17 protein-coding genes are annotated in these 20,636 nt (G+C 66.8%); 8 read left to right on the top strand and 9 right to left on the bottom strand.

What is annotated here, in order from left to right:
- Positions 1-16: 16 nt before the first annotated feature.
- The gene (gene dnaN / locus VVR41_RS08305) at positions 17-1,204 is read right to left on the bottom strand and encodes a DNA polymerase III subunit beta (protein WP_321102689.1); all 1,188 of its coding nucleotides are present in this window, start codon (positions 1,202-1,204) and stop codon (positions 17-19) included.
- A gap of 577 nt (positions 1,205-1,781) precedes the next feature.
- A complete protein-coding gene (dnaA, locus tag VVR41_RS08300) occupies positions 1,782-3,392 on the bottom strand; it encodes a chromosomal replication initiator protein DnaA (protein ID WP_368524360.1) in 1,611 nt (536 codons plus the stop codon).
- Positions 3,393-4,279: 887 nt separating this feature from the next.
- Between dnaA and rpmH the strand changes: the two genes are divergently transcribed.
- The 8 genes from rpmH to VVR41_RS08260 all read left to right on the top strand — a co-directional run bounded on the left by rpmH (position 4,280) and on the right by VVR41_RS08260 (position 9,901).
- Positions 4,280-4,417: a 50S ribosomal protein L34 gene (gene rpmH, locus VVR41_RS08295; RefSeq protein WP_321102692.1), complete on the top strand. Its 138-nt coding sequence runs from the start codon at positions 4,280-4,282 to the stop codon at positions 4,415-4,417.
- A gap of 35 nt (positions 4,418-4,452) precedes the next feature.
- Positions 4,453-4,842 carry a ribonuclease P protein component gene (rnpA, locus tag VVR41_RS08290; protein ID WP_321102693.1) on the top strand — a complete coding sequence of 130 codons (390 nt, stop codon included), beginning with the start codon at positions 4,453-4,455 and terminating at the stop codon, positions 4,840-4,842.
- Entirely contained in the window at positions 4,842-5,162 is a 321-nt protein-coding gene (gene yidD, locus VVR41_RS08285; RefSeq protein WP_368524359.1) for a membrane protein insertion efficiency factor YidD, read from the top strand. Before rnpA ends, yidD begins: the two co-directional genes overlap by 1 nt.
- Before the next feature lie 24 nt (positions 5,163-5,186).
- Positions 5,187-6,164 carry a membrane protein insertase YidC gene (gene yidC, locus VVR41_RS08280; RefSeq protein WP_368524358.1) on the top strand — a complete coding sequence of 326 codons (978 nt, stop codon included), beginning with the start codon at positions 5,187-5,189 and terminating at the stop codon, positions 6,162-6,164.
- A 239-nt stretch (positions 6,165-6,403) separates the two neighbouring features.
- The gene (gene rsmG, locus VVR41_RS08275; protein ID WP_368524368.1) at positions 6,404-7,060 is read left to right on the top strand and encodes a 16S rRNA (guanine(527)-N(7))-methyltransferase RsmG; all 657 of its coding nucleotides are present in this window, start codon (positions 6,404-6,406) and stop codon (positions 7,058-7,060) included.
- A 58-nt stretch (positions 7,061-7,118) separates the two neighbouring features.
- Positions 7,119-8,132, top strand: coding sequence for a ParA family protein (locus VVR41_RS08270; protein WP_368524367.1), 1,014 nt, complete (start codon positions 7,119-7,121; stop codon positions 8,130-8,132).
- Between the two features lie 2 nt (positions 8,133-8,134).
- Positions 8,135-9,238 carry a ParB/RepB/Spo0J family partition protein gene (locus tag VVR41_RS08265; protein WP_368524357.1) on the top strand — a complete coding sequence of 368 codons (1,104 nt, stop codon included), beginning with the start codon at positions 8,135-8,137 and terminating at the stop codon, positions 9,236-9,238.
- A 9-nt stretch (positions 9,239-9,247) separates the two neighbouring features.
- The gene (locus VVR41_RS08260; protein ID WP_368524356.1) at positions 9,248-9,901 is read left to right on the top strand and encodes a hypothetical protein; all 654 of its coding nucleotides are present in this window, start codon (positions 9,248-9,250) and stop codon (positions 9,899-9,901) included.
- A gap of 30 nt (positions 9,902-9,931) precedes the next feature.
- On the opposite strand, the gene VVR41_RS08255 is transcribed toward VVR41_RS08260, so the two are convergent.
- From VVR41_RS08255 to VVR41_RS08225, 7 genes are all read right to left on the bottom strand, one after another.
- Positions 9,932-11,116, bottom strand: a complete 1,185-nt coding sequence (locus VVR41_RS08255; protein WP_368524355.1) for an N-acetylmuramoyl-L-alanine amidase — start codon at positions 11,114-11,116, stop codon at positions 9,932-9,934.
- Between the two features lie 75 nt (positions 11,117-11,191).
- Positions 11,192-11,515, bottom strand: coding sequence for a thioredoxin (gene trxA, locus VVR41_RS08250; protein WP_368524354.1), 324 nt, complete (start codon positions 11,513-11,515; stop codon positions 11,192-11,194).
- A 27-nt stretch (positions 11,516-11,542) separates the two neighbouring features.
- Positions 11,543-12,553 (bottom strand): thioredoxin-disulfide reductase, encoded by a 1,011-nt coding sequence (trxB, locus tag VVR41_RS08245; protein WP_368524353.1) that lies wholly within the window; start codon positions 12,551-12,553, stop codon positions 11,543-11,545.
- Positions 12,554-12,656: 103 nt separating this feature from the next.
- Complete coding sequence (locus tag VVR41_RS08240; protein WP_368524352.1) at positions 12,657-13,283, bottom strand: sigma-70 family RNA polymerase sigma factor; 627 nt, start codon at positions 13,281-13,283, stop codon at positions 12,657-12,659.
- Between the two features lie 171 nt (positions 13,284-13,454).
- Entirely contained in the window at positions 13,455-16,880 is a 3,426-nt protein-coding gene (gene murJ / locus VVR41_RS08235; RefSeq protein WP_368524351.1) for a murein biosynthesis integral membrane protein MurJ, read from the bottom strand.
- Positions 16,870-19,539 carry a hypothetical protein gene (locus VVR41_RS08230; RefSeq protein ID WP_368524350.1) on the bottom strand — a complete coding sequence of 890 codons (2,670 nt, stop codon included), beginning with the start codon at positions 19,537-19,539 and terminating at the stop codon, positions 16,870-16,872. Before VVR41_RS08230 ends, murJ begins: the two co-directional genes overlap by 11 nt.
- A complete protein-coding gene (locus VVR41_RS08225) occupies positions 19,536-20,501 on the bottom strand; it encodes an NUDIX hydrolase (RefSeq protein ID WP_409338298.1) in 966 nt (321 codons plus the stop codon). The genes VVR41_RS08230 and VVR41_RS08225 overlap by 4 nt, the downstream gene beginning before the upstream one ends.
- Between the last annotated feature and the right edge of the window lie 135 nt (positions 20,502-20,636).

The following is a 20,636-nucleotide window of genomic DNA, read 5'->3' as shown; positions in this document are numbered from 1 at the left end:
GTGGAATTACACCTGCTTAACCGGGCAGACGGACCGGCATGAGGAGGTAGGTGAACTCCGTCTCCGGGGTCGGGAAGGTGCCGTCGGCCTGCGGCTCCGGCAGGGTCTCCGGCTCCGGGATCATGATCGCCGGGCGCGAGGACTCGGTGAAGCCGAACACCACGTTGTTCGTCGGAATGACGGCCAAGCCGTCCTTGAGGTAGCCGGAGTTGAAGGCGATGACGAGCTCGTCGGCGCCGAAGAACTGCGCGGGTACGGACTCGGATGCCTCACCGGAGTCGGCTCCGGAGGCGTAGAGCGTGACCTCGCCGTCGCGGAAATGCATGCGGATCTGTGCGTTGCGGTCGGCGACCAGGCTGACGCGGCGGATGGCCTCGACCAGCGGAGCGATGGTCACGCTCGCCATGGAGGTGTGGCTCTTGGGCAGCAGCGGATGGATGTTCGGGAAGTCCGCGTCGAGCATGCGGGTCGTGGTTTCCCGGTTTCCGGAGTGCAGGCCGAACAGGCCGTCGCCGCCGATGTTCTCGGAGTTTCCCACGGCGATCTCGACCGGATCGTCGATGTGGGTGTCGAGGGTGCGGGCGTTGTCCAGCAGCGTCTTGGCCGGCACGAGCAGTTTGGCCTGGACGTTGTCCGCCGCGGGCTGCCAGGAGATGGTGCGCAGTGCCAGGCGGAATCGGTCGGTTGCGGTGAGCTGGACGTTGGAGCCGTCGATCTCCATGTGGATGCCGGTGAGCATCGGCAAGGTGTCGTCGCGGCCTGCCGCGGAGGCGACCTGCGTGACGGCACCGACAAACTCGGCGGGCGACAAGGTTCCGGTGACCTCGGGGAGGGTGGGCAGCTGCGGGTAGTCGTCGAGAGGCATGAGCGGCAGCTCGAAGCGGGCCGAGCCGCCCTGGAGCAGCATCTTCGATCCGTCGGTGGAGACCTCGACCGGCTTGTTCGGCATGTTCGATACGATGTCGGCCAGCAGCTTGCCGGCCACGGCGACGCGTCCCGGCTGGTCGACCTCGGCGCCGATGCGCACGCGCGAAGAGATTTCGTAGTCGAATCCCGCGAATTCGAGCCCGCCGTCGTCGACGGTGATGACCACGGCGCGCAGGATCGGCTGCGTGTTTTTCGTGGGAAGGCTGCGGGCAACCCACGCGACGGCGTCGGAGAGGTCTTCCTTGTGAACGCGGAATGACACGCGGTTGTCGTCCATGGCGGCGAGCGGCTCCTTGGCATTCGGTGGCGCTGGCACCGCGGGTCGCGGGCGCGCGGAATTACGTAATTTCCCCTCAACCTTAGGCGCACGCCCCGCTTTTTGTCATTCGCCCCATCACTGGCGCTCGCCGGGCCTGAGCCCGCGGCGAGGAGCGGGCGCCGAGTTGTTCACACGCTCTCTTTCTCTTGGAAGAATTACAAGTAAAAGACGGGTAACAACAGTAAGTCCTGTGCACTCTGTGGATCGAGGCTCATTGTCCTTGGTCGGAGCGGAAATTACAGATGTGATTCTCCGTGTGGACTTCGTGTGCACAACGCCGATTCTCTGTGGACAACTTTTCCTCGCCCGATTTTATCCACACACAGTCCCGCTTTCTCCACCGCTTTTCCCCACGAATCACGCAGTTTCGCACAGCGGCGCCATGTGAGACGCCGCGCATACTGCGTCGAGGATCATTGAATTACACCCGTGGAATTACACAACTGTGTACAAAGCTGTGGAACAACCAGCACACAACGAAAAGCGGGGCCGCCACCTGGGTAAAGGTGCCGGCCCCGGAGTGGGAAACGTACAGCTAGCGCATGCGGGCGCGGTTCTTGATCATCTGCGTCAGTTCCTGGATCTCGTCGTACGTCCCGCGGTTTTCTGTCATTTCCTTGCGGATCTTGCGCTCGGCGTACATCACGGTCGTGTGGTCCTTGCCGCCGAACTCGTCGCCGATCTTCGGCAGAGACAGCTCGGTGAGCTCGCGGCACAGGTACATGGCGATCTGGCGGGCGTGCGCGACCTGGCGGGTCTTGCCGGCGCCGGTGAGCTGGTCGTTGGTCACCCCGAAGTACTCGGCGGCTGAGTCCTTGATCGTCGAGGCGTTGATGTTCACGTCGCCCTCGTCCGGGAGGATGTCGCGAAGCGCCACCTGCGCCACCTCGAGGGTGATCGGCTCATTGATCAGCGAAGAGTAGGCGGAGACCCTGATCAGCGCGCCCTCAAGCTCGCGGATAGAGGACTGGAACTGCGTGGCAATGAGTTCCAGGACCGCGTGGTCGACGTGGGTGCCGTCCGCGGCGGCCTTCTTCATCAAGATGGCGATGCGCGTTTCCAGGTCCGGTGGCTGGACGTCGGTGATCAGGCCGCCTTCGAAGCGGGTACGTAGGCGGTCTTCGAGCGTGGTCAGCTGTTTCGGCGGACGGTCCGACGACAAAATGATCTGCTTGTTCGCCTGGTGCAGGGCGTTGAAGGTGTGGAAGAACTCCTCCTGGGTTCCTTCCTTGCCCTCGAGGAACTGGATGTCGTCGACCATGAGGATGTCGAGGTTGCGGTAGCGCCGCTTGAACGTCTCCTGGCGGTCGTCGCGCACGGAGTTGATGTAGTCGTTCGTGAACTCTTCCGAGGAGACGTACTTGATGCGCAGGCCCGGCTGCAGCACCTGGGCGTAGTTGCCTGCGGCGTGCAGGAGGTGCGTCTTGCCCAGGCCGGATCCACCCCAGATGAACAGCGGGTTGTAGGCGCGCGCCGGATTTTCTGCCACCGCCACGGCGGCGCCGTTGGCGAAGCGGTTGGAGGAGCCGATGACGAAGTTTTCAAAGGTGTACTTCGGGTTCAGCGACGTCTCGCGCTCCGGGTCGTGCGCCGGGCGCTCGCGCGGGATGCGCTGCGGCTGCGGCACCGTCGGGTGGGCCGTGGCCTGGCGCTGCTCCTCGCGCTCGGCCTGCTGCTGGGAGTGGATCCGCGCGAGCTCGTCCAAGCCCATCGGAATCTGCTCCCCGGGCATGGATGGCTGCTCCTGGCGCAGGGGGGTTCGGGTGGAGAACCATTCGTCGGCCGCGGCGCGCCGGTTGTCCGGCTGCGCGGAGAACTCGCCGCCGAACTCGCCAGCCGGCGGCGGGGTCTGCTCGGCGGCCGCGGGCTGCTGGACCGACACCGCGAGGCTGCACGGCTGGCCGAGACGGTGGGTCAGCAGGGCGGCGATATGCACGCCGAGGTTGTCCTCGATGACGGCCTTGGCGGCGGCGTGTGGGGTGGACAGGATCGCGTAGCCGTCGACAAGCATGACGGGCTTGACCAGCTGCAGGTACGCGCGCTCCTGGTGGGTGAGCGTCGGAATGGTGGAGCTCGGGCGCTCGGAGAGTGTCAGCAGTTCCGAGACGATGTCACGCCAGAGCGCCTCGAGGTTGTGTTCCGCCACGTGTCAGTTCCTTGCAGTTCTCAATTGTCGATATGTGTCCATGATGTGACCATGATCAAAGGATGATCAGGCCATGCGCCGGAACCGCTCGCGCGAGTCGGAGTGGCTCGGGGTGGCAGAGTGTGATCCACCGATTCATCCACACTGCCGAACCACATTCTGTGGCTGGTTACCTGGAATTCCACCATTTTATCCACAGGTGTGGACAACCTTTCCTCCGGGTTCTATCCACAGCCGCTGCCACTGGCTGTGGAAAAACGAACACCGGCGAAAAACCTCTCCTAACTGCGGGTTTCCCTCAGTTCGCGCAAAACTCTCAACCCGAACTAGAAGGTTATCCACAGAGCGGTGTGGGATCGACTGTGTGATCGTGTGATGATTCTTCATTCGTACCCGCTCACAGACTGTGGTGTCCACGCGCCGCCCGCCGTCTCCCCTGTGGATAACTCCCGCGCCGCCCGCCGCCCGCCGCCGCACGGGCTCTCGACCCAGCATGAGTCGGCGTTTCGCCCAACACGCTGGGAGAAAACACAGTTGTGTAGTTCCGGGGGTACCCACTTCGCGCCCCGCGACACGCCGGTCGAACGATTTGGCCGGAGCCGGAAATTTCACGTAGTCTTGGCTCGTCTGTTGCATCACGTAGCGGAGCCCATGGCGCCGCCACGCACATGATGTGCTTGAGAGCAACACCAGCGCGGTGTACCGGGCCGCCCGTACGGGCGAGTCAGCGCAGGAGTTGCACGCGAGGCGCACCACCGGCCTACCCGGGCCACGGCGCACCCGCATCTCGGAAAAGTTCTTTCAACCGGGACGGTCTGTTCCCCGGGAGGCTCTCCGCGCAGCAATGCGCGGCGCCGCTGGCCGTCGCAATACTCAAGGAGTCTCCCGTGTCTAAGCGGACCTTCCAGCCGAACAACCGTCGTCGCGCTCGCAAGCACGGCTTCCGTACCCGCATGCGCACCCGCGCCGGCCGCGCCATCGTTTCCGCACGTCGCCGTAAGGGCCGCGCGAAGCTCACCGCGTAGTCGCGCTCGCTTTTCGACGCCAACCAGAGCCAACCGTGCTCCCCAAAGCGCACAAGCTGGGTTCGTCCGCGGATTTTCGCCGCGTGACAAGGACCGGCACCCGCGCCGGCACGAAGACTCTGGTCGTGCACCTCGCAGCCCGAACCGGTTCCGCCCTGCGCGGCGGACCCCGGTTCGGGCTCGTTGTGTCTAAACAGGTCGGCAACGCCGTGACCCGCCACGCGGTGTCGCGTAAGTTGCGGCATGTCTGTCGCGAGGTGGGCGTCGATAAGCTTGGCCGCGAATGCGACGTGGTGGTGCGCGCTCTGCCCGGTGCTGCCACCGCGACGAGTGACACCCTGCGCCGTGACCTTGGCTACGCCCTGGATAAGGCGCGGGAGAAAGCAGAGAAGAAGTCACGGCCTGCCGCACGCGGCGAGCAGTAATGGCGTACTACAACGTCCTCGGCGCGGAAATCCCGCCCGCCCGCGGGCCGGCGGCGAAAGCGCTGGTCGGGCTGGTGCGCCTTTACCAAAAATATCTTTCACCCTTTAAGATGGCAGGCACGTGCCGTTTCATGCCTGTGTGCAGCGCCTATGCGCTCGAATCAGTGGCGCGCCACGGGGCGGTGAAAGGCAGTCTTCTCGCTACTGCCCGGGTCTGTAAGTGCGGGCCGTGGCATCCGGGTGGGTTTGATCCTGTCCCGGGAAGTGTGGCGTCGTCGACAAGCGGCGAAGCCGGTGGCTGTGAAACGGCCCAACCGTAACCAACTAGGAGCAACGATCCCCAAGTGCTGAATTTTGTTTATTGGCCGATCTCGGCGGTGCTGTGGTTCTGGCACAAAGTCTTCGGTTATATCCTCTCGCCGGATTCCGGTTTGTCGTGGATCCTCGCGATCGTCTTCCTGACGTTTACTATCCGTGTCCTGCTGGTCAAGCCGATGGTCAACCAGATGCGCTCGATGCGCCGGATGCAGGAAATGCAGCCGAAGATTCAGGAGCTGCGCGCCAAGTACAAAAACGACCAGCAGAAGATGGCTGCGGAGACCCAGAAGTTGTACAAGGAGGCGGGCACCAACCCGCTGGCCTCGTGCATCGTTCCGCTTGTGCAGATGCCGGTGTTCCTCGGCCTGTTCCACGTGCTGCGCTCCTTCAACCGCACGGGCACCGGCCCGGGCCAGCTCGGCATGACGGTGGAGGAAAACCGTAATACCGCGAACTACATCTTCTCTCCGGAGGATGTCCGCTCGTTCCTGGACGCCCACTTCTTCGGCGTTCCCCTTTCTGCGTACATGTCCATGCCGGAAGATGCGTTCAACGCGTTTACGGGCCTCGACTTCACCCGCGCCAACATCATCGCGGTGTGTCTGCCGCTGGTCGTCGTGTCTGCCGTGTTCACGCACCTGAATGCGCGCCTGTCCATCGACCGCCAGAACGCGCGCCGCGCCGCCGGCAAGGTCTCCGCGCCGGTGGGTGACAACGCGCAGATGATGGAATCCCAGATGGCCATGATGAACAAGATGATGCTCTGGGTCTTCCCGGTCATGATCTTGGCGTCCGGCGCCCTGTGGCACGTCGGCCTGCTGTTCTACATGTTGGCCAACAACGTGTGGACGTTCTTCCAGACCCGCATCGTCTTCGACAAAATGGACGAGGAAGAGGAGCGCGAAGAGGAGCTCAAGCGCGAGGCTAAGCGTGCGAGCGCACCCCAGGTCGCTGCCCGTCGCGTAGACAAGCGCACGAAGAAGCAGCGCAAGCAGGGTAACTAGGGCTTTTTAGAGCTTGCTTGTCGACGGCCGCGGCCGGGAATCACAACGATTCCCCGCCGCGGTTTTTCGCGTTTCACGGCCGGTTAGCTGCGCAAAGTCCCGGCATTCGGGCCGTGTCCGAGGGGTTTACTAGAGTCGGAGGAAACATGGAACGGGCGGCGCTAGGTGCGGCCCGCACCGCGAACTGCACCGAGAAGTTTCCGAAGGAGCACACAGCCGTGTCTAACGAACCCCAGGACATCAAACAGGGCCTGCCACAGGACTCAGGTGAGGCCCGCGAGCCGGTCCCGGCGGCCGCCGCCGAGATTTTCGGCGAGCGCCTCGAGCTTGCTCAGTCCTACCAAAGCTCCCTGGCCGAGGTCGCGTTCACTCGCGGGTTCATCGGCCCGAAGGAGGTCGACCGGCTGTGGTCGCGCCACATCCTTAACTGCGCGGTGCTCGCCGAGGTCTTCGACGAGGGCCTGCGCCTGGCGGACATCGGCTCGGGTGCCGGGTTGCCGGGCATCCCGCTCGCGATTGCGCGCCCGGACCTAGAGATCACCCTGATTGAGCCTTTGCTGAAGCGCTCCACGTACTTGGGCGAGGTCACCGCCGAGCTCGGGCTGGACAACGTCACGGTTGTGCGCGGGCGCGCCGAGGAGCAGAAGAAGGGTCAGTTCGACGCCGTGACCTCCCGCGCCGTCGCCCCGTTGGGCAAGCTGGCCCGCTGGTCGCTGCCTTTGGTCAAGGTCGGCGGCGCGATGGTGGCCATGAAGGGGGCGAGCGTGGGTGAAGAGCTCGAGCGCGACGCCGCCGAGATCAAGAAAGCCCGCGGCGGAAAGGCGGAGATCCTGACGGTCGGGTCGGCGCTGCTTCCCGAGCCCACGACCGTGATCAGGATTCCCCGCAAGCGCTGACCGGCACTAGAGTTGGTGAGGTCCCGCACAAGGCAGGGTGATGCGGACAATGAACGAGATGACGGAGGGCTTTGTGGCCGACAATTCCGAGTGGAATGAGACCCCGATCGCCGCGGCGGCGCACCGTGCCGCGCGGTGGAGCGCCGGCGCGAAACCACTGCCGAAACCGGACGTGGCGCGCGTTATTACCGTCGCCAACCAGAAGGGCGGGGTGGGCAAGACCACCACGTCGGTCAACATGGCTGCCGCCTTGTCGCGCCTGGGCATGAAGGTCCTCGTGGTCGACCTCGACCCGCAGGGCAACGCCTCCACGGCGCTCGGCGCGGAGCACCGCGCGGGCACGATTTCGAGCTACGAGGTGCTCATCGGCGAGGCCGAGGCTATCGACGCCATGCAGCCCGCCGCGGGCAACGAGAACCTGTTCTGCATCCCGGCCACAATCGACCTGGCCGGCGCCGAGATCGAGCTGGTCAGCCTGGTGCGCCGCGAGTACCGCCTGCACGACGCGCTGCGCCGCGGTTTCCTCGAGCGCCACGGTTTCGACTACGTTTTCATCGACTGCCCGCCCTCGCTGGGCCTGTTGACCATCAATGCGATGACGGCTGTGGACGAGGTCCTCATCCCCATCCAGTGCGAGTACTACGCGCTGGAGGGCGTGGGGCAGCTGCTGGGCAACATCGGCATGATCCGCGAGCACCTGAACCACAACCTGCACATCTCGGCGATCCTGCTGACCATGTTCGATGCCCGCACGCGGTTGTCCGAGGAGGTCGCCTCCGAGGTGCGCAACCAGTTCGGCCAGGTCGTGCTGCGCAACGTCATTCCGCGTTCGGTGAAGGTCTCTGAAGCCCCGGGCTACGGCCAGACGGTGATCGACTACGACCCGGGCTCGCGCGGTGCGCTTGCCTACGTCGACGCCGCGCGGGAGTTGGCCACCCGCGGCGATTACCAGCCGCATGAGACGACCGGCCCGATTGGTGTCAGCCCCGAGGTCGCCCGCCAGCTCGACGGCAGCGACATTGCGGACGCGGCAGACGCGCCCGACATCGCCCAGCAGGAGGAGACGAAGTAGTTATGGCACAGGAACGTAGAGGCGGCCTCGGCCGCGGGCTCGCGGCGCTGATCCCCTCCAACCCGGAGGCCACCGACACCACCGGCAAGACCGGTCGGCTCGGCGAGGGCGCCGCGGACATGATTATCGGCGGCTCAAAGGGCGCGCGCGACGCACAGGCGGATGCCGCACCGGCGAAGGACAACGGCGGGAAGAAGAAGCCCGCCGGGGCGCCGAAGCGCGTGCCCGGTGCCCCCTCCATCCCCGGCGCCCCCACGGTTGTGCCCTCGACCGATAAGGTCGTCCAGCCGGTGCCGATGGGTGCGCGCTACCAGGAGCTGCCGATCGGCCAAATCCAGCCGAACCTGAAGCAGCCGCGCCAGGTCTTCGACGAGGATGACCTGCAGGAACTCGTCCACTCCGTGCGCGAGTTCGGTCTACTCCAGCCGATCGTCGTACGCGAGATCTCCGATGGCTTTGAGCTCATCATGGGCGAGCGCCGCTGGCGCGCGGCCTCGAAGGCGGGCCTGAAGCAGATCCCGGCGATCGTCCGCGAGACCAGCGACGAAGACATGCTTCGGGACGCGCTCTTGGAGAACATCCACCGCGTCCAGCTCAATCCGCTCGAGGAGGCGGCCGCGTACCAGCAGCTGCTCAACGAGTTTGGCGTGACCCAGGAGCAGCTGGCCGACAAGCTGGGCCGCTCCCGCCCGGTGATCACCAACGCGATCCGCCTGCTGGCCCTGCCGGTTGCTGTTCAGCGCCGCGTCGCCGCCGGTGTGCTCTCCGCGGGCCATGCGCGTGCCATCTTGGGCATCAAGCTTGGCGACGCCACCGCCAACGCCCAGACCACCCTCGCCGACCGCGTCGTCGCCGAAGGCATGAGCGTGCGCGCCACGGAGGAAGCCGTCACTCTGCTCAACCGCAGCGGCGGCGAGGCTGAGCGCCCCAAGCGCGAGCCCCAGCCCCAGCCGGAGTTCCTCAACCGCGCGGCTGAGCGCCTCGCCGACGCCTTCGACACCCGCGTCTCGGTCACGATGGGCAAGCGTAAGGGCAAGATCGTCGTGGAGTTCGGCGACCGCGACGACTTCGAGCGCATCATGTCGCTCATTCAAGGCGAGGAGTAGCAAGCGACAATGGCGGGGCCAGGACCTCAGGCGCAGGTTGTCCCGCTGCACGCGCGCACCCTCGCCCGACTGCACCCCCTGACCGCCAAGAGCGTGTTCTGGGAGGTCGATCCCCTCAACGCGTCGTTCCAGGACACCGTCTCGGAGATGGACAAGGGCGCGTGGCTGGCGGCCCGCGCCGAGGAGCAGGATACCGTCGGTTTCAGTATCGCCGAGGCAGCCTCAACGCGGGGCGCGCTCGCCACGGTGCTTTATTGCCCCGCCAAGCACGCCCCGGGCGCCGTGCGGATGCCCACCGCCCCCGTGTCTGTGGGCGCATGGCTGGTCACGAGCCTGCACATCGACACCGTCGCGCGCAACCGCGGTTGGGAGTCCGTCCTGCTGGACTCGGCCATCATGGCCGCCACCGGTGCTGATGCCGACGCTTTGGAGGTCTTCGGGGTGCGCCCCGACGGCACGGCCTCTTCCGATTCGGCCGCGTCGTTGCGGCGCAGCGCGCCGCAGATTGGGTTGGTCGAGGTGAGCTTGCTCGAATCCGCGGGATTTATGGTGGTACGCGACCACGACGTCATTCCGCGCTTGCGCTTAGAGCTGCCACCGGCACACGAGCTGCTCAGCGCGCGGGAAGTCGAATCACTGCTCGCCGGGGTACCGCTGGCCTGACGCGGGCACAGCAACCGCCGCGCACGAGAACTACCGCGCGCCCTCCTGGCGCAGCAGCTCACTGAACGTGTACGTGCCAGTCGGCTTGTCGTCCTGTTCCAGCAGGTAGAGGCGCTTGACAGCCACGACGATGGCCTCGGCGATGGCGTCGCGCTGGTGCGGATCCGTGATGATCTCCACGTCGCCCGCGTTGGTCAAGTAACCGGCGACGACCTCGACGGAGGGCATCTTGGTCATGCGCAGCAGCTCCCAGGTGCGGCCGTGGCTGAAACAGTTGCGCAGGTTGGTGCGGGCGACAATCTCGCGCTGGATGAAGCCGGAAAGCGTCTCGCCCGTCATGGAGGACGCGCCTGACTCCGAGCCGAAGTAGAAGGTGGCCACGCCGTTGGCCTTCTCGTTGGCGTAGTGGTCGAGGTGCAGCGAGATCAGCAGGTCCGCGTCGAAGCTGTTGGCGAGTTCCGCACGTGTCTGATTGTCGGGGTTGTCCCCGCGGGGGCGCGACAGGATGGTCTCCACGCCGGCTGCGATCATGCGGCCCTCGATGCGCTGGGCGAGGTCCCAGAGGAGCTCCTCTTCCGTCACGGCGCCGTAGGGGCCCTGAACGGTCATGCCGGTCTCGCCGTCGCCCAGGCTGGGGTCAATGACCACGCGCTTGCCTGCCAGCTGCGGGCCGGCCTCGCGGACCTCCTCGCGCTCGCGGATCGCCTGGGCGGAACCGCCGGTGATGCGACGCCCGAGCAGGCTAAGAGCGTGCAGGGTATCGGGCCCGCACACGCCGTCGTCCTGGAGGCCGTAGTTGAGCTGGTAGGCCGCGAGTGCCTCGTGGCTGCGCGGGCCGAACACGCCGTCGACGCGGTGCGGGTAGAAGCCGAGCTCTTGCAGCTGGCTCTGCAGCTGGCGGATGTCGTCTCCCACCATCAGCTGGTTGGGTTCGTACGACAGGACGCGTGCGCCGAGCTCGTAGGACGCCTCGCGCAGCTCGCGCAGCGTGCTGGTGTTGATCTCCCCGGACGGCAGGATGCCGCGGGACTGCTGGAACGCCTTGAGCGCCTCGGCCAGTTCCTCGTCGAAGAACGTGTCTTCCTGGGAAAACTGGCGGCCCTTCCAGTCGCTGAGGTCTCCCTGGAACCCGTCGAGGCGGCCCAAACGGGCAAGCGTCGACCGCACTTCGGCGACGCGGGCGCTCGAGTCACCCACGCGGAAAATCTCTGTCACTGGGTACCTTCCTGGACGGGGAGTCGTGAATTATGTTCGGCTGTTACGGCACTTAATCGTACCCGCGCGACATCGTTAGAGGAGATTCTCCACGCGAGCGATGATGTCCTGCTTCGGCTGGAGGCCCGCAAACTGGTCCACCATCTGGCCGTCTTTGAAGATCAAGACCGTGGGAATCGACATGATCTGGAACATGGCGGCGAGGGTGCGCTCGGCGTCAACGTCGACTTTCACCACCTTCACGCGCTCGCCCAACTCCGCGCTGACCTCGTCGAGGATCGGCGAGAGTTTTGTGCAGGGACCGCACCACTGCGCCCAGAAGTCAACGATCACGGGGGTGGCGGAGTCGATGACCTCGGACTTGAAGGTCGCCTGGGTGACATCGATAGGTGCACTCATGGGGTGTCTTCTCCTGGTTGCGGCCGGTTAGCGGCCGAGGGCTTCGAGGTAGTGGGTGGCGTCGAGGGCGGCGCGGCAGCCGGAACCGGCTGCGGTAATCGCCTGGCGGTAGGTCTTGTCCACCAGGTCGCCGCAGGCGAAGACGCCCTCGACGGAGGTGCGGGTGGACGGGTCGGCGACGGTGACGTAGCCCTCCTCGTCGGTGGCGACCTGGTCGGCGAGGAAGCCGGAGCGCGGGTCGTGGCCGATGGCGACGAACATTGCGGTGGCGTCGAGGACGGACTCGGTGTTGGTCTCGACGTTGCGGATTTTCAGGCCGGAGACCTTCGCTTCGTCGGAAAGCACTTCCTCGACGATGGTGTGGGTGAGGAATTCGATCTTCTCGTTCGCGCGGGCGCGCTCGAGCATGACTTTCGACGCCCGGAAGTTATCGGAGCGGTGAATGAGCGAGACCTTGGAGCCGAACTTGGTGAGGAAGATGGCCTCCTCCATGGCGGAGTCGCCGCCGCCGACGACGGCGATGTGGTGGTCCTTGAAGAAGAAACCGTCGCAGGTCGCGCAGGTGGACACACCGCGTCCGGTTAGCTCCGTCTCTCCGGGCACGCCGAGGTGGCGCGGGGCGGCGCCGGTGGCGAGGATGACCGCGCGCGCAGAGTAGACGGTGTCGCCGACGATGACCTTTTTGGTCTTTCCGCTGAAGTCGACGCTGTCGACGAGCTCGGGGCGCAGGTCGGCGCCGAACTTCTCGGCCTGGGCGCGCATCTCCATCATGAGCTCTGGGCCCATGATGCCGTTCTGGAAACCGGGGTAGTTCTCCACCTCGGTGGTGTTCATCAGCTCGCCGCCGAACTCGTAGCCCTCGAAAACGATGGGGCGCAGCTCGGCGCGGGCGGCGTAGAGCGCCGCGGTGTAGCCGGAGGGTCCGGATCCGACAATGATGAGGTCGTGCACCTCGCCGGAGTCGGTGGTGGCTGCGGCGGCGGGAGCCTGGTCGGTCTCCTGCTTGGGCACGACGAAGTTGAAGCCGGGATTGGTCATGCTGAGTACATCTCTCCAAAAGGCGAAGCAAGCGTGCAATGTCCCCGTTAGTGTACGTTGCACCCCCTGCCTGCGCCGTCTCCGCTGGTGACGCGGTGTACGGCTAGGCTTCTTCGCCGGCTGCGTCGCGTGACGACATCACCTGAGCGAGTGCCACGCGAGCGCGGGCGCGACGCGATTTGATGGTGCCGGGCTGCACCCCCATTTCGGCGGCGGCGTGCTCGACGCTCATCCCGGCGACGTCGATAAGCAATAGCGCCCGGCGCTGCGCCTCGGGCAGGGCGTCGATGGCTTGGCGCATGACAATCGACCTGTCGAGGTGGGTTGTGGGATCGTGCGCGAGCGCCGGGTTGGCGTCCGCGGAGATGCGCTCGGTGTCGTCGATGCTGACGTCGCGGCTGCGTTTGCGCGCCGCCTTCGCGTGGTCGAAACCGGTGTTCATGACCAACCGGTGCAGCCACGTCGACAGCGTGGACTCGCTGCGGTAGGTGTGCATGCTTCGCGACGCCTTAAACAAGGCCTCCTGAAGAATGTCCTCCACGTCGTTTTCGTTGCGCGAGTACCGCCGGGCGACAAACGTCAGGCGCGTCTTGTGGCGCTGCACGATCGTCGCGAAGGCCCGCGGGTCTCCGCTCATGTACGCCGCGACGAGCGCGCGGTCCGCGTCGTCCTCGCGTGTGTCTGTTCGGCCGTACTCCCCCGGCCGCTGAGCCGCGGTCCGCGTTGCCACGGCCGCGTGTGATGAGTGTCCCCCCGACATTGTGCTTACCCCGTTTTCGTTCCCAGTAGGCTCCCCCGAACAACTGACACCTCGTAGTGTGCCGTCACCCAGCGCCTCGGCGCAGCGCATACGTGCACACTTTGGTGCACCCCCTTCCAGGGAACCTGGCTAGCGCACGGGTTAAGACACCGGGTGGCCGATGAGGGTGACCTCGCGGACCTCGGCAGGGCCGTTGATCCGGACGACGACTCCCGCGAGCTCCTCGTCTGCTGGGATGTCGATGCGCTGCCGTCCCTCGGTGAGCGTGCCGGAGCCGTACTGGGGCAGGCCCACCAGTTCCTCGGTGGGGGCGGTCCCGGCGGGGATGCCGTAGAGCACAAACGGGGCTTCGCCGCTCGCGGTGTCGATGCGCACCTGCTCGAGGACGAACGGCTCCTCCCCCGCGCGCTTGAGGTTCATCTCCGCGAGCCCGCCAGTGGACCATGTGGTGGCGCGGTCGCCGTCGGCTGCGCGTTGCGCCCCATCGGTGGTGGCGCGGAACTGGGTGGCGGTCAGCGGTTTGAGGATGACGGCGGGTCCCGTCGCGACGGACGTCTCGATGGCTTCGGCACCCTGCTCCACGGAGTCCGTGGTGACGGGTGCGCCCTTTTCGTCGCCGCTGAGCACTCCGATGAGGTAGGCGGTCAGCGCGGCGATGAGGACGACGGCGCCGATGACAAGCGAGAGGATGAGCAGCACGGAGGTTGCGCGGTACTCCCGCCGCCCGAATCCACCGCGCAGCTCCTCCGGGTCGGGCTCCGGGGAGCGTCGGCCCGCGGCGACGGCGGCGCTGAGGTCGCGGCGAATGGCTTCCTCGGCCTCGTCGGTACCACGCTTATCGACGCCCCCCTCATCCGCAGCGCCATCACCTTGGTCCGCGACAGCTTCCTCTCCCCCGCGCCCGATGGCCTCGAGGCTGCGGGAGACGGCACGGAAGTCCTCAGGGTCCGCGGTGTCGTCGTTCTCGGCGAGTTTGCGGGTGCGCTCGGCCACGCTGCTGAGCGCGTCCGAGCTGACGTCGGTGGTCAACAGCGACAGCGCGGACGACAGCGCGCCGGCGTCCTCGGCGGCGGATGCGTCCGGAAGCACCGCGGGGAAGGCGACGCGGACGATGCCGTCGGTGGAGACGCGCAGGCGGTTGCGGTTGTCCAGGCCGAGTTGGAGGTTGGCGCTGTGGGCGGCCCCGATGGCGTCGGCAAGCGGTGCGAGCGCGTGCGCGACGGCCTCGGCGTGGAGGGTCTGGCCGGACTCGGCAACGTTTTTCAGCGTGGTGCCGGGGATCCAGTCGGCCACGACGAGCGCGCCGGAGCGGTACGACAGGACCTGGATGTTGTCGGCGACGGCCGGGTGGTTCAGGTCGGCGAGCTTGCGGGTGCGGCGGGTGATGCCTGCGGCCTTGATTGCGGCTTCGCGCGGGGTGGCCGGCGCCATGGGGGCGGAGCCGGTGGTGTCGACGAACGTTAGAGCAACCATGCGGCCGGTGGAGACCTCGCGGGCCTGCCAGAAGCGCGCGGCGGAGCTCGCTCCGTGGTCGCGGATGAGGCGGAAGCGGCCGTCGGAGACGGAGGCGCCCGGGACGAGGCGCGGGCCGCGCACCACGCCGGCGGACATCGGCGGCGGCACGGGAGAGGCGTTGAACGTGTCACCAGCAAGGAATTGCTGGGACAGGTCGCGTGGGTCGACCTCGCCAACCTCGATGGCCTTGTCCTCGTCGTAGCGGATGAGCCTGCCCATGCCGGGGATACGGGCCAGCGCACGACCGAGGTTTTGGACTTCCGGCAGGCGCGAGCGGCCCAGCACGAGGCCGGTGACGGCGAGAAAGAGGACAGCGAGCGCAGCGATCTCGATGAGGAATCCGACAGAGGGCAGCCCCAAAAGCCGGCCGGCGCCGACCGCGAGGTCAATACCGAGGAGGTCGCGCAACAACCATCGCAGCGCGAAGGTCACGGCCACGCCGACGAACGAGGCAGCGAGAGCCCACGCGGAGGTGCGCAGCACTGAGCGCGCCTCGAGGGTGCCCAGCTTGCGCTTGAGCAGGAAGATGCCGATTATCGCGCCGGCGATGAAACCGAAGCCGTTGGCGGCACCCAGCAAAACCACCACGGAACGAGTGGAGTCTGCCACGAAGGGAGCGAGGTAGCTTAAGACGACCTTGGTGGCGGTGATGCCGGCGATGATGAACGTCGGGGTCCAGGCTTCCTCGCGGGCATAGAACACGCGCAGGTGGAGCATGACAAGCGCGTACGGGATGAGCGTGAACGCCGAGAAGCTCACCGTCAACCCGAGGGTGCGGGCGAGTTCGGGGTCGAAGTTGCCGTAAGCGAACAGCGCGTGGCCGATGTCGGGGCCGAGCGCAGTCATGAACACGATCATCGGAATCAAGGCGATGAACGTCAGCTTGGTGCCCATGGTGAGGTCACGGACGACCGCTTGGTGGTCGCCGTCGGCGGCATTGCGCGACAGCCGCGGCATGATCGCCGTCAACAAGGTCACGCCGATGATGCCGTAGGGCACCTGCAGCAACATCCAGTGCTGCTGGTAGATAAATGGCGCGGAGCTGTCGGCCAAAGAGGCGATGCGGGTGGTGACGATGTAGCCGAGCTGGCTGACCGCGACGTAGGTGATGATCGCCAGCGCCATCCCGCCGAAGGCTTTGAGGCGGTCGTCGATGCCCCACAGGGGGCGCAGGTCAATGCCGAGCTTGCGCAGCGCCGGCATCATAATCGCGCACTGCACCACCACGCCGAGGGTGGTGCCCAGTCCGAGCAGCAGGACGTGGGGGTTGTTTACAGATTCTGGGGCTGCCGGGTCGAGGGAGCCCGGAACCAGCATGTAGGCCAAAAGCACCGCGATGGAGACAATGTTGTTGGCCACGGGCGCCCACGCACCCGGACGGAAGTGCTCCTTCGTGTTCAAAATCGCCATGAACAGCGAGAACATGCCGTAGAAGAAGATCTGTGGCAGCAGGAGGTAGGCGAATGCGGTTGATTGGAAGAGGTTGACCTGGCCTTCGTCGTCAAGCATGAGGCGCGTCAACCACGGCGCGGTGGCGACGGCGACAAGCGTGACCACCGTCATGAGCGTCAGCGTCAGAGTGAACAGGCGGCGGATGAAAGCCGCGCCGTGGTCGGCGTCTTCCTTCTCTGCGCGGACGAGTACCGGCACCACCAGGGCGGTGAGCACGGAGCCGAGCACGATTTCGGTAATCAGGTTCGGCAGGGTGTTCGCAGTGTTGAAGGCAGACGCCACCGGGCCACCGAGCGCGGCACCGATGAGCACCGTGCGCACGAAGCCGGTGATGCGTGAAATGAGCGTCGCCACCGCCATCGACCCGGTCGAGCGCACGACGGACGCGTTGCTCGTTGCGACGGCGGCGGAGTCGGCCTCGGCCGCGGTGGCTAGTGCCTCACCCGAGGGGCTGATCGTTAGCGCGGAACGGTCCTGGCCAACCGCCTCCTCCGGCGTCGGCTTCTTTTCCCTCGGTGCGGGCACGGGGGCCGGCGGGGCGGGCTCGACGATGCGCCGCCGGAGTCCGGCGGAGCTGCGTTGCTGTTCGTCAGAGGTCACTGCGGTGGGGTCTCCATCTACCTTTGGTTGTCGGTGGGTTTGTCGGTGGCTGTACCGGCGGCGGTGCTGTAGCTGGTGGTTTCGAGCGCGCGCGGCGGTGCCGGCCTGCGGTGAATAACAGCAGCAAAACGAGCCCCGCGGCGAGGGAGGACAGGATCACGCGCCCCTGCGTGGCCATTCCCACGGTGCGCACGGAGATGTCCACCGGCTCCGAGATCGGGACTCCCTGGCGGGAGGCGAGGAAAAGCTTGAGGTCGGCAGGGCGGTCCTCTGGCAGGTCAGCAGTCATCTGCGCGGTGACGGAGCCGTGCGCGGGGATGCGCAGGTTCGTTGGCAAGTGAAGGGTCGCACCATCGGGACCGGTGTAGAGAATGTTTGCCACCACGGGCAGCGGCAGTCCATTCTTGGCCACGATGAGCAGCGGCGACGATGACGAGGCGCGGGTGTAGACGTTGCCCGGCGGAATGAGCGCGATTGAGGCGCGTAGGTCGTTCATGGTGTCGCGGCTTCCAGCGAGGCGCGCGCGGGTCGCACCGACGGCGTTGTCGTAGGAGTCGATGGCGCGGCGCTGGGTAGCGCTCAGCGCAATGAGGAGGTCGCGGCGCAGGGGCAGGGTGAAGCCGTAGGGAGACAGTGCAATGGCGGGGTCCGGCGTCAGAAGCGCCGTGAGGTCGTTGGCAAAGCGCGCCTGCTGCGATGCGGTGAGGATCTCGGAGTCGGTGAAGCGGGAAGGGTCGTTCTCGAGCGTCCCGGTGGACTGGGCGGCGGGCAATGTTTCACGTGAAACATCCGGCTCCTCCCCCGCTGCCGGGACGGTGAGGTACTCCTCAAGCGGCATCGGTCGGGCGGTGTCGCGCAGTTCGGTGCGCACCGCCTCCATGATCGTGGCCGCGGAGTCGGCGTCCCATGAGGCGGGCGGGGTGACGAGCACGGGTTGCGGCTCGACGGCCGGAATGCCGGTCCCCTCCCCCGCATCGTCCCACAACCCATCGTTCGCCACAGGATTGTCTGCCACCGCATCGTCGCGCGCGGTTCCCACGGCGAGGTGAATCGCGGAGGCGGCGTTGATCGCGCGCGCCCGCGCGGAGTCGCGGGTCGCGACGTAGCGCTGTGCCTCGGCCGAATGCCCGGTCGTCTCTGGGTGCGGGCCGACAGCGGCGAGCGTGGACGTCAGCGAGTCCTGGTACTGCACGGCCATCACGCCGGGGGCGATCCAGGAGAAGCGCCCGGTTGCAGGGTCGTGCTGCACCGTGGAAGAGGCGACTAGCGCGCGCACCGGCACGGCGGGCGCCGGCGCAGCCGCCGTGGCGCTGTCGGGGACGATTGCCGTGTCCAGCGTGGCGGTCTCGGTGCCCGCGACGCGGCCCCCGCCTGCTGCGGGAACGGCGGAGTGCGCCTCGTCCCAGGCGGTTTGCATACCCCGCTCCCTCACGGTGGAGCGGCTGTGATCCGCCCAGCCCAGCGCCGGGGCCGTGCCAGGCTCGATGTATCCGGTGCTGGGAATGACTGTGTTGAGCACGCCGGTCGTGCCCAGGACCCGCTCGAGAGTGAAGGGGCCGCGCTCGACGGCTTCGCGCATCAGCCACGGGTCACCCGTGCGCGCTACCGCGTTGACGTCGCTGTTTGCCCAGGGCAGCGCGACGATGCACTGGGTGGCCGCGATCTGGGAGATGGTCTCAAGCCAGGCGCGCGCGTCGGCGCTGCCGCGCCCCGGGGTGCCCAGGTGGACGTCGTTAGCCGAGCCCCAACTGTCGCGCAGACGTTTGGGCTCCTCCACGACCGCGGGCTGTGTGGAGGAGACGGTGTATCCGCCGGCCATCCGCTCGACGGTGTCCACGAGCGCGGGATCGAGCGCGAGGCAGGTCGCCGCGGCCACACTGGGGTCGGCGGCGGTGGCCTCGGCGTAGATGCGCGCCAGGGATTCAAGCCGCCCGCCGGGGGCGAGCTGGTCGGCGAGATTTTCCGAGGTCAGGATCAGCGGCGCTGTATGCGGCGCGGCGCCGGTCTCTCCGGGCACGATGTCGATCGGCGCGGTAACCGGGTACAGCGCGCTGAGGCCGGGGCGCGGGCCGCCGCTGACCCCGCGGATGCTGAGGTGGAAGCGCTCGGTGTCGTACACGGTGCCGTCGCCGCTGAGCACGAACATCAGCGGGTAGGTCGCCAACCCGGGCAGGGGGATCTCGTCTTCGGAGATCTGGAGCATGACCTCGACGGACTCGCCGGGATCGAGGCGTTGCTCTACGTCGCGGTTGCGCCCGAGTGTTGCGTATTCGCTGATATCGGCAACCGTGGCGGCGCGCTGGTCCCATGTCGAGCCAGTCGCGGGCCCGCGCCTTGGTGTCACGCTCAAACCCTCGAGTGGCTCGTCGGAGCGGTTGGTGATGCGCACCGTGGCCGTGAACGGTTCGTGTGCGGCGATGGTGGACGGCGCGTTGACCAGCTCGATCAGGGCGCGCTGGCCCTCCCCCTGACGGATGGCGGGGTTGGCCCATTGTTGGGCGACGGAAGGATCAGTCGGGCTGACCGGAATCGGCAGGGCCCGAGCAGCCGGAGCCCCAACGCCCGCAACGGCCCCTACGGTGCCGACAACACCGACAGCGGCGGCCGCGGAAAGGGCACGCCTGCCTACCCGCCGCAGCCTGTCGACGGCGCGGGTCATCGCGGTGTGAACCTTCCGGCGGCGGCTTCCTTTCTGGCCAGCTCGGGCATGCGGTCAAACGCGATGCGCGCCAGTTTGCGCTCGTCCGCGTAGGCGAGTCGCTCGATGAGCTCGCTCATGGGCACCCAGGTCACCTCAGTGACTTCGGGGTCGTCGTCGTTGAGGATGCCGTCGACAAAGCGAAGCAGGTTGTGGTGCACGGTCTTGTGGATGCGCACGCCGTCGGAGACGAACCAGTAGTCGATCACGCCGAGGGTGTCGAAGGCCTCGCCGTGGATGCCGGTTTCCTCCCACACCTCGCGCTCCGCGGTGCGCCACTGGTGCTCACCGGGCTCGACGTGGCCCTTCGGCATCGACCACAGCAGTCGGCCGCGGCGATCGAGGCGACCGATCAGCGCGACGTAGATCTGGGACAGGTCCACGCGCCCGTTGTCGTTGACGGCTTCCGCCATGCCGGAGACGACGAGCCCGCCTGCCGACGTCTCGTCGCGCGTCTCCATCGTCGAATCCGCGTACGCGGAGTGCCGCGGGTTGCGCGGGTTCTGGCGGTGGCGCGTGGCCTGGCGGTTACCGCCCTTTGCGTTGGGGCGCCCGCGCCCTGGCCGGCCACGTCCTCGGCCGCTAGAGCCCTTCGGCTTGTCCTTATTATCTCTACTGTCGCGCGCGTCGCGATTGTCGCGGTTATCCCGTCCGTCGCGTCCCTCCCTGCCCCGGCCGCGACGGCGCCCGCGGGGCGAGCCTTTTCCAGCGCCTTTACCAGAACCTTTACCAGCGCTTTTTCCGGATCCCTCCGCACCACTTGCGGAGTCGGAGGAGCTGCCGTTCTCGGCCTTCGGCTGGGTTGCACCAGGCTTCCCGCTCGCGCGTGACCCACGGCGGCGCCGGCGGCGCCGGCTGCGGCCGTCGTGCTGCGCCCCCTGGGAGTCGCCCGAGCTGGGCCGAGTGTTGTCAGTCATCCGCATCATCGTATCTTCCAGCCGCGGCATTGTGGTACTTATCGGCACCGTCCGGAGCGCCATGTCGCGGCGGGTATCGTGGGTCGGGTGACAACTCCTGAGATTTACGAGCCGCTGTTCGATGTGCCGGACCCCTCCGAC

Source organism: Corynebacterium sp. LK2510, from assembly GCF_040946405.1.
Lineage (GTDB): Bacteria > Actinomycetota > Actinomycetes > Mycobacteriales > Mycobacteriaceae > Corynebacterium.
This window is presented reverse-complemented; position numbering and strand designations above follow the sequence as displayed.

Coding starts and splice junctions, on each gene's coding strand:
- dnaN (WP_321102689.1), bottom strand. CDS start 1,204: ATGGACGACAACCGCGTGTCATTCCGCGTTCACAAGGAAGACCTCTCC.
- yidD (WP_368524359.1), top strand. CDS start 4,842: ATGGCGTACTACAACGTCCTCGGCGCGGAAATCCCGCCCGCCCGCGGG.
- VVR41_RS08270 (WP_368524367.1), top strand. CDS start 7,119: ATGACGGAGGGCTTTGTGGCCGACAATTCCGAGTGGAATGAGACCCCG.
- VVR41_RS08265 (WP_368524357.1), top strand. CDS start 8,135: ATGGCACAGGAACGTAGAGGCGGCCTCGGCCGCGGGCTCGCGGCGCTG.
- VVR41_RS08260 (WP_368524356.1), top strand. CDS start 9,248: ATGGCGGGGCCAGGACCTCAGGCGCAGGTTGTCCCGCTGCACGCGCGC.
- trxA (WP_368524354.1), bottom strand. CDS start 11,515: ATGAGTGCACCTATCGATGTCACCCAGGCGACCTTCAAGTCCGAGGTC.
- trxB (WP_368524353.1), bottom strand. CDS start 12,553: ATGACCAATCCCGGCTTCAACTTCGTCGTGCCCAAGCAGGAGACCGAC.
- VVR41_RS08230 (WP_368524350.1), bottom strand. CDS start 19,539: ATGACCCGCGCCGTCGACAGGCTGCGGCGGGTAGGCAGGCGTGCCCTT.
- VVR41_RS08225 (WP_409338298.1), bottom strand. CDS start 20,501: ATGCGGATGACTGACAACACTCGGCCCAGCTCGGGCGACTCCCAGGGG.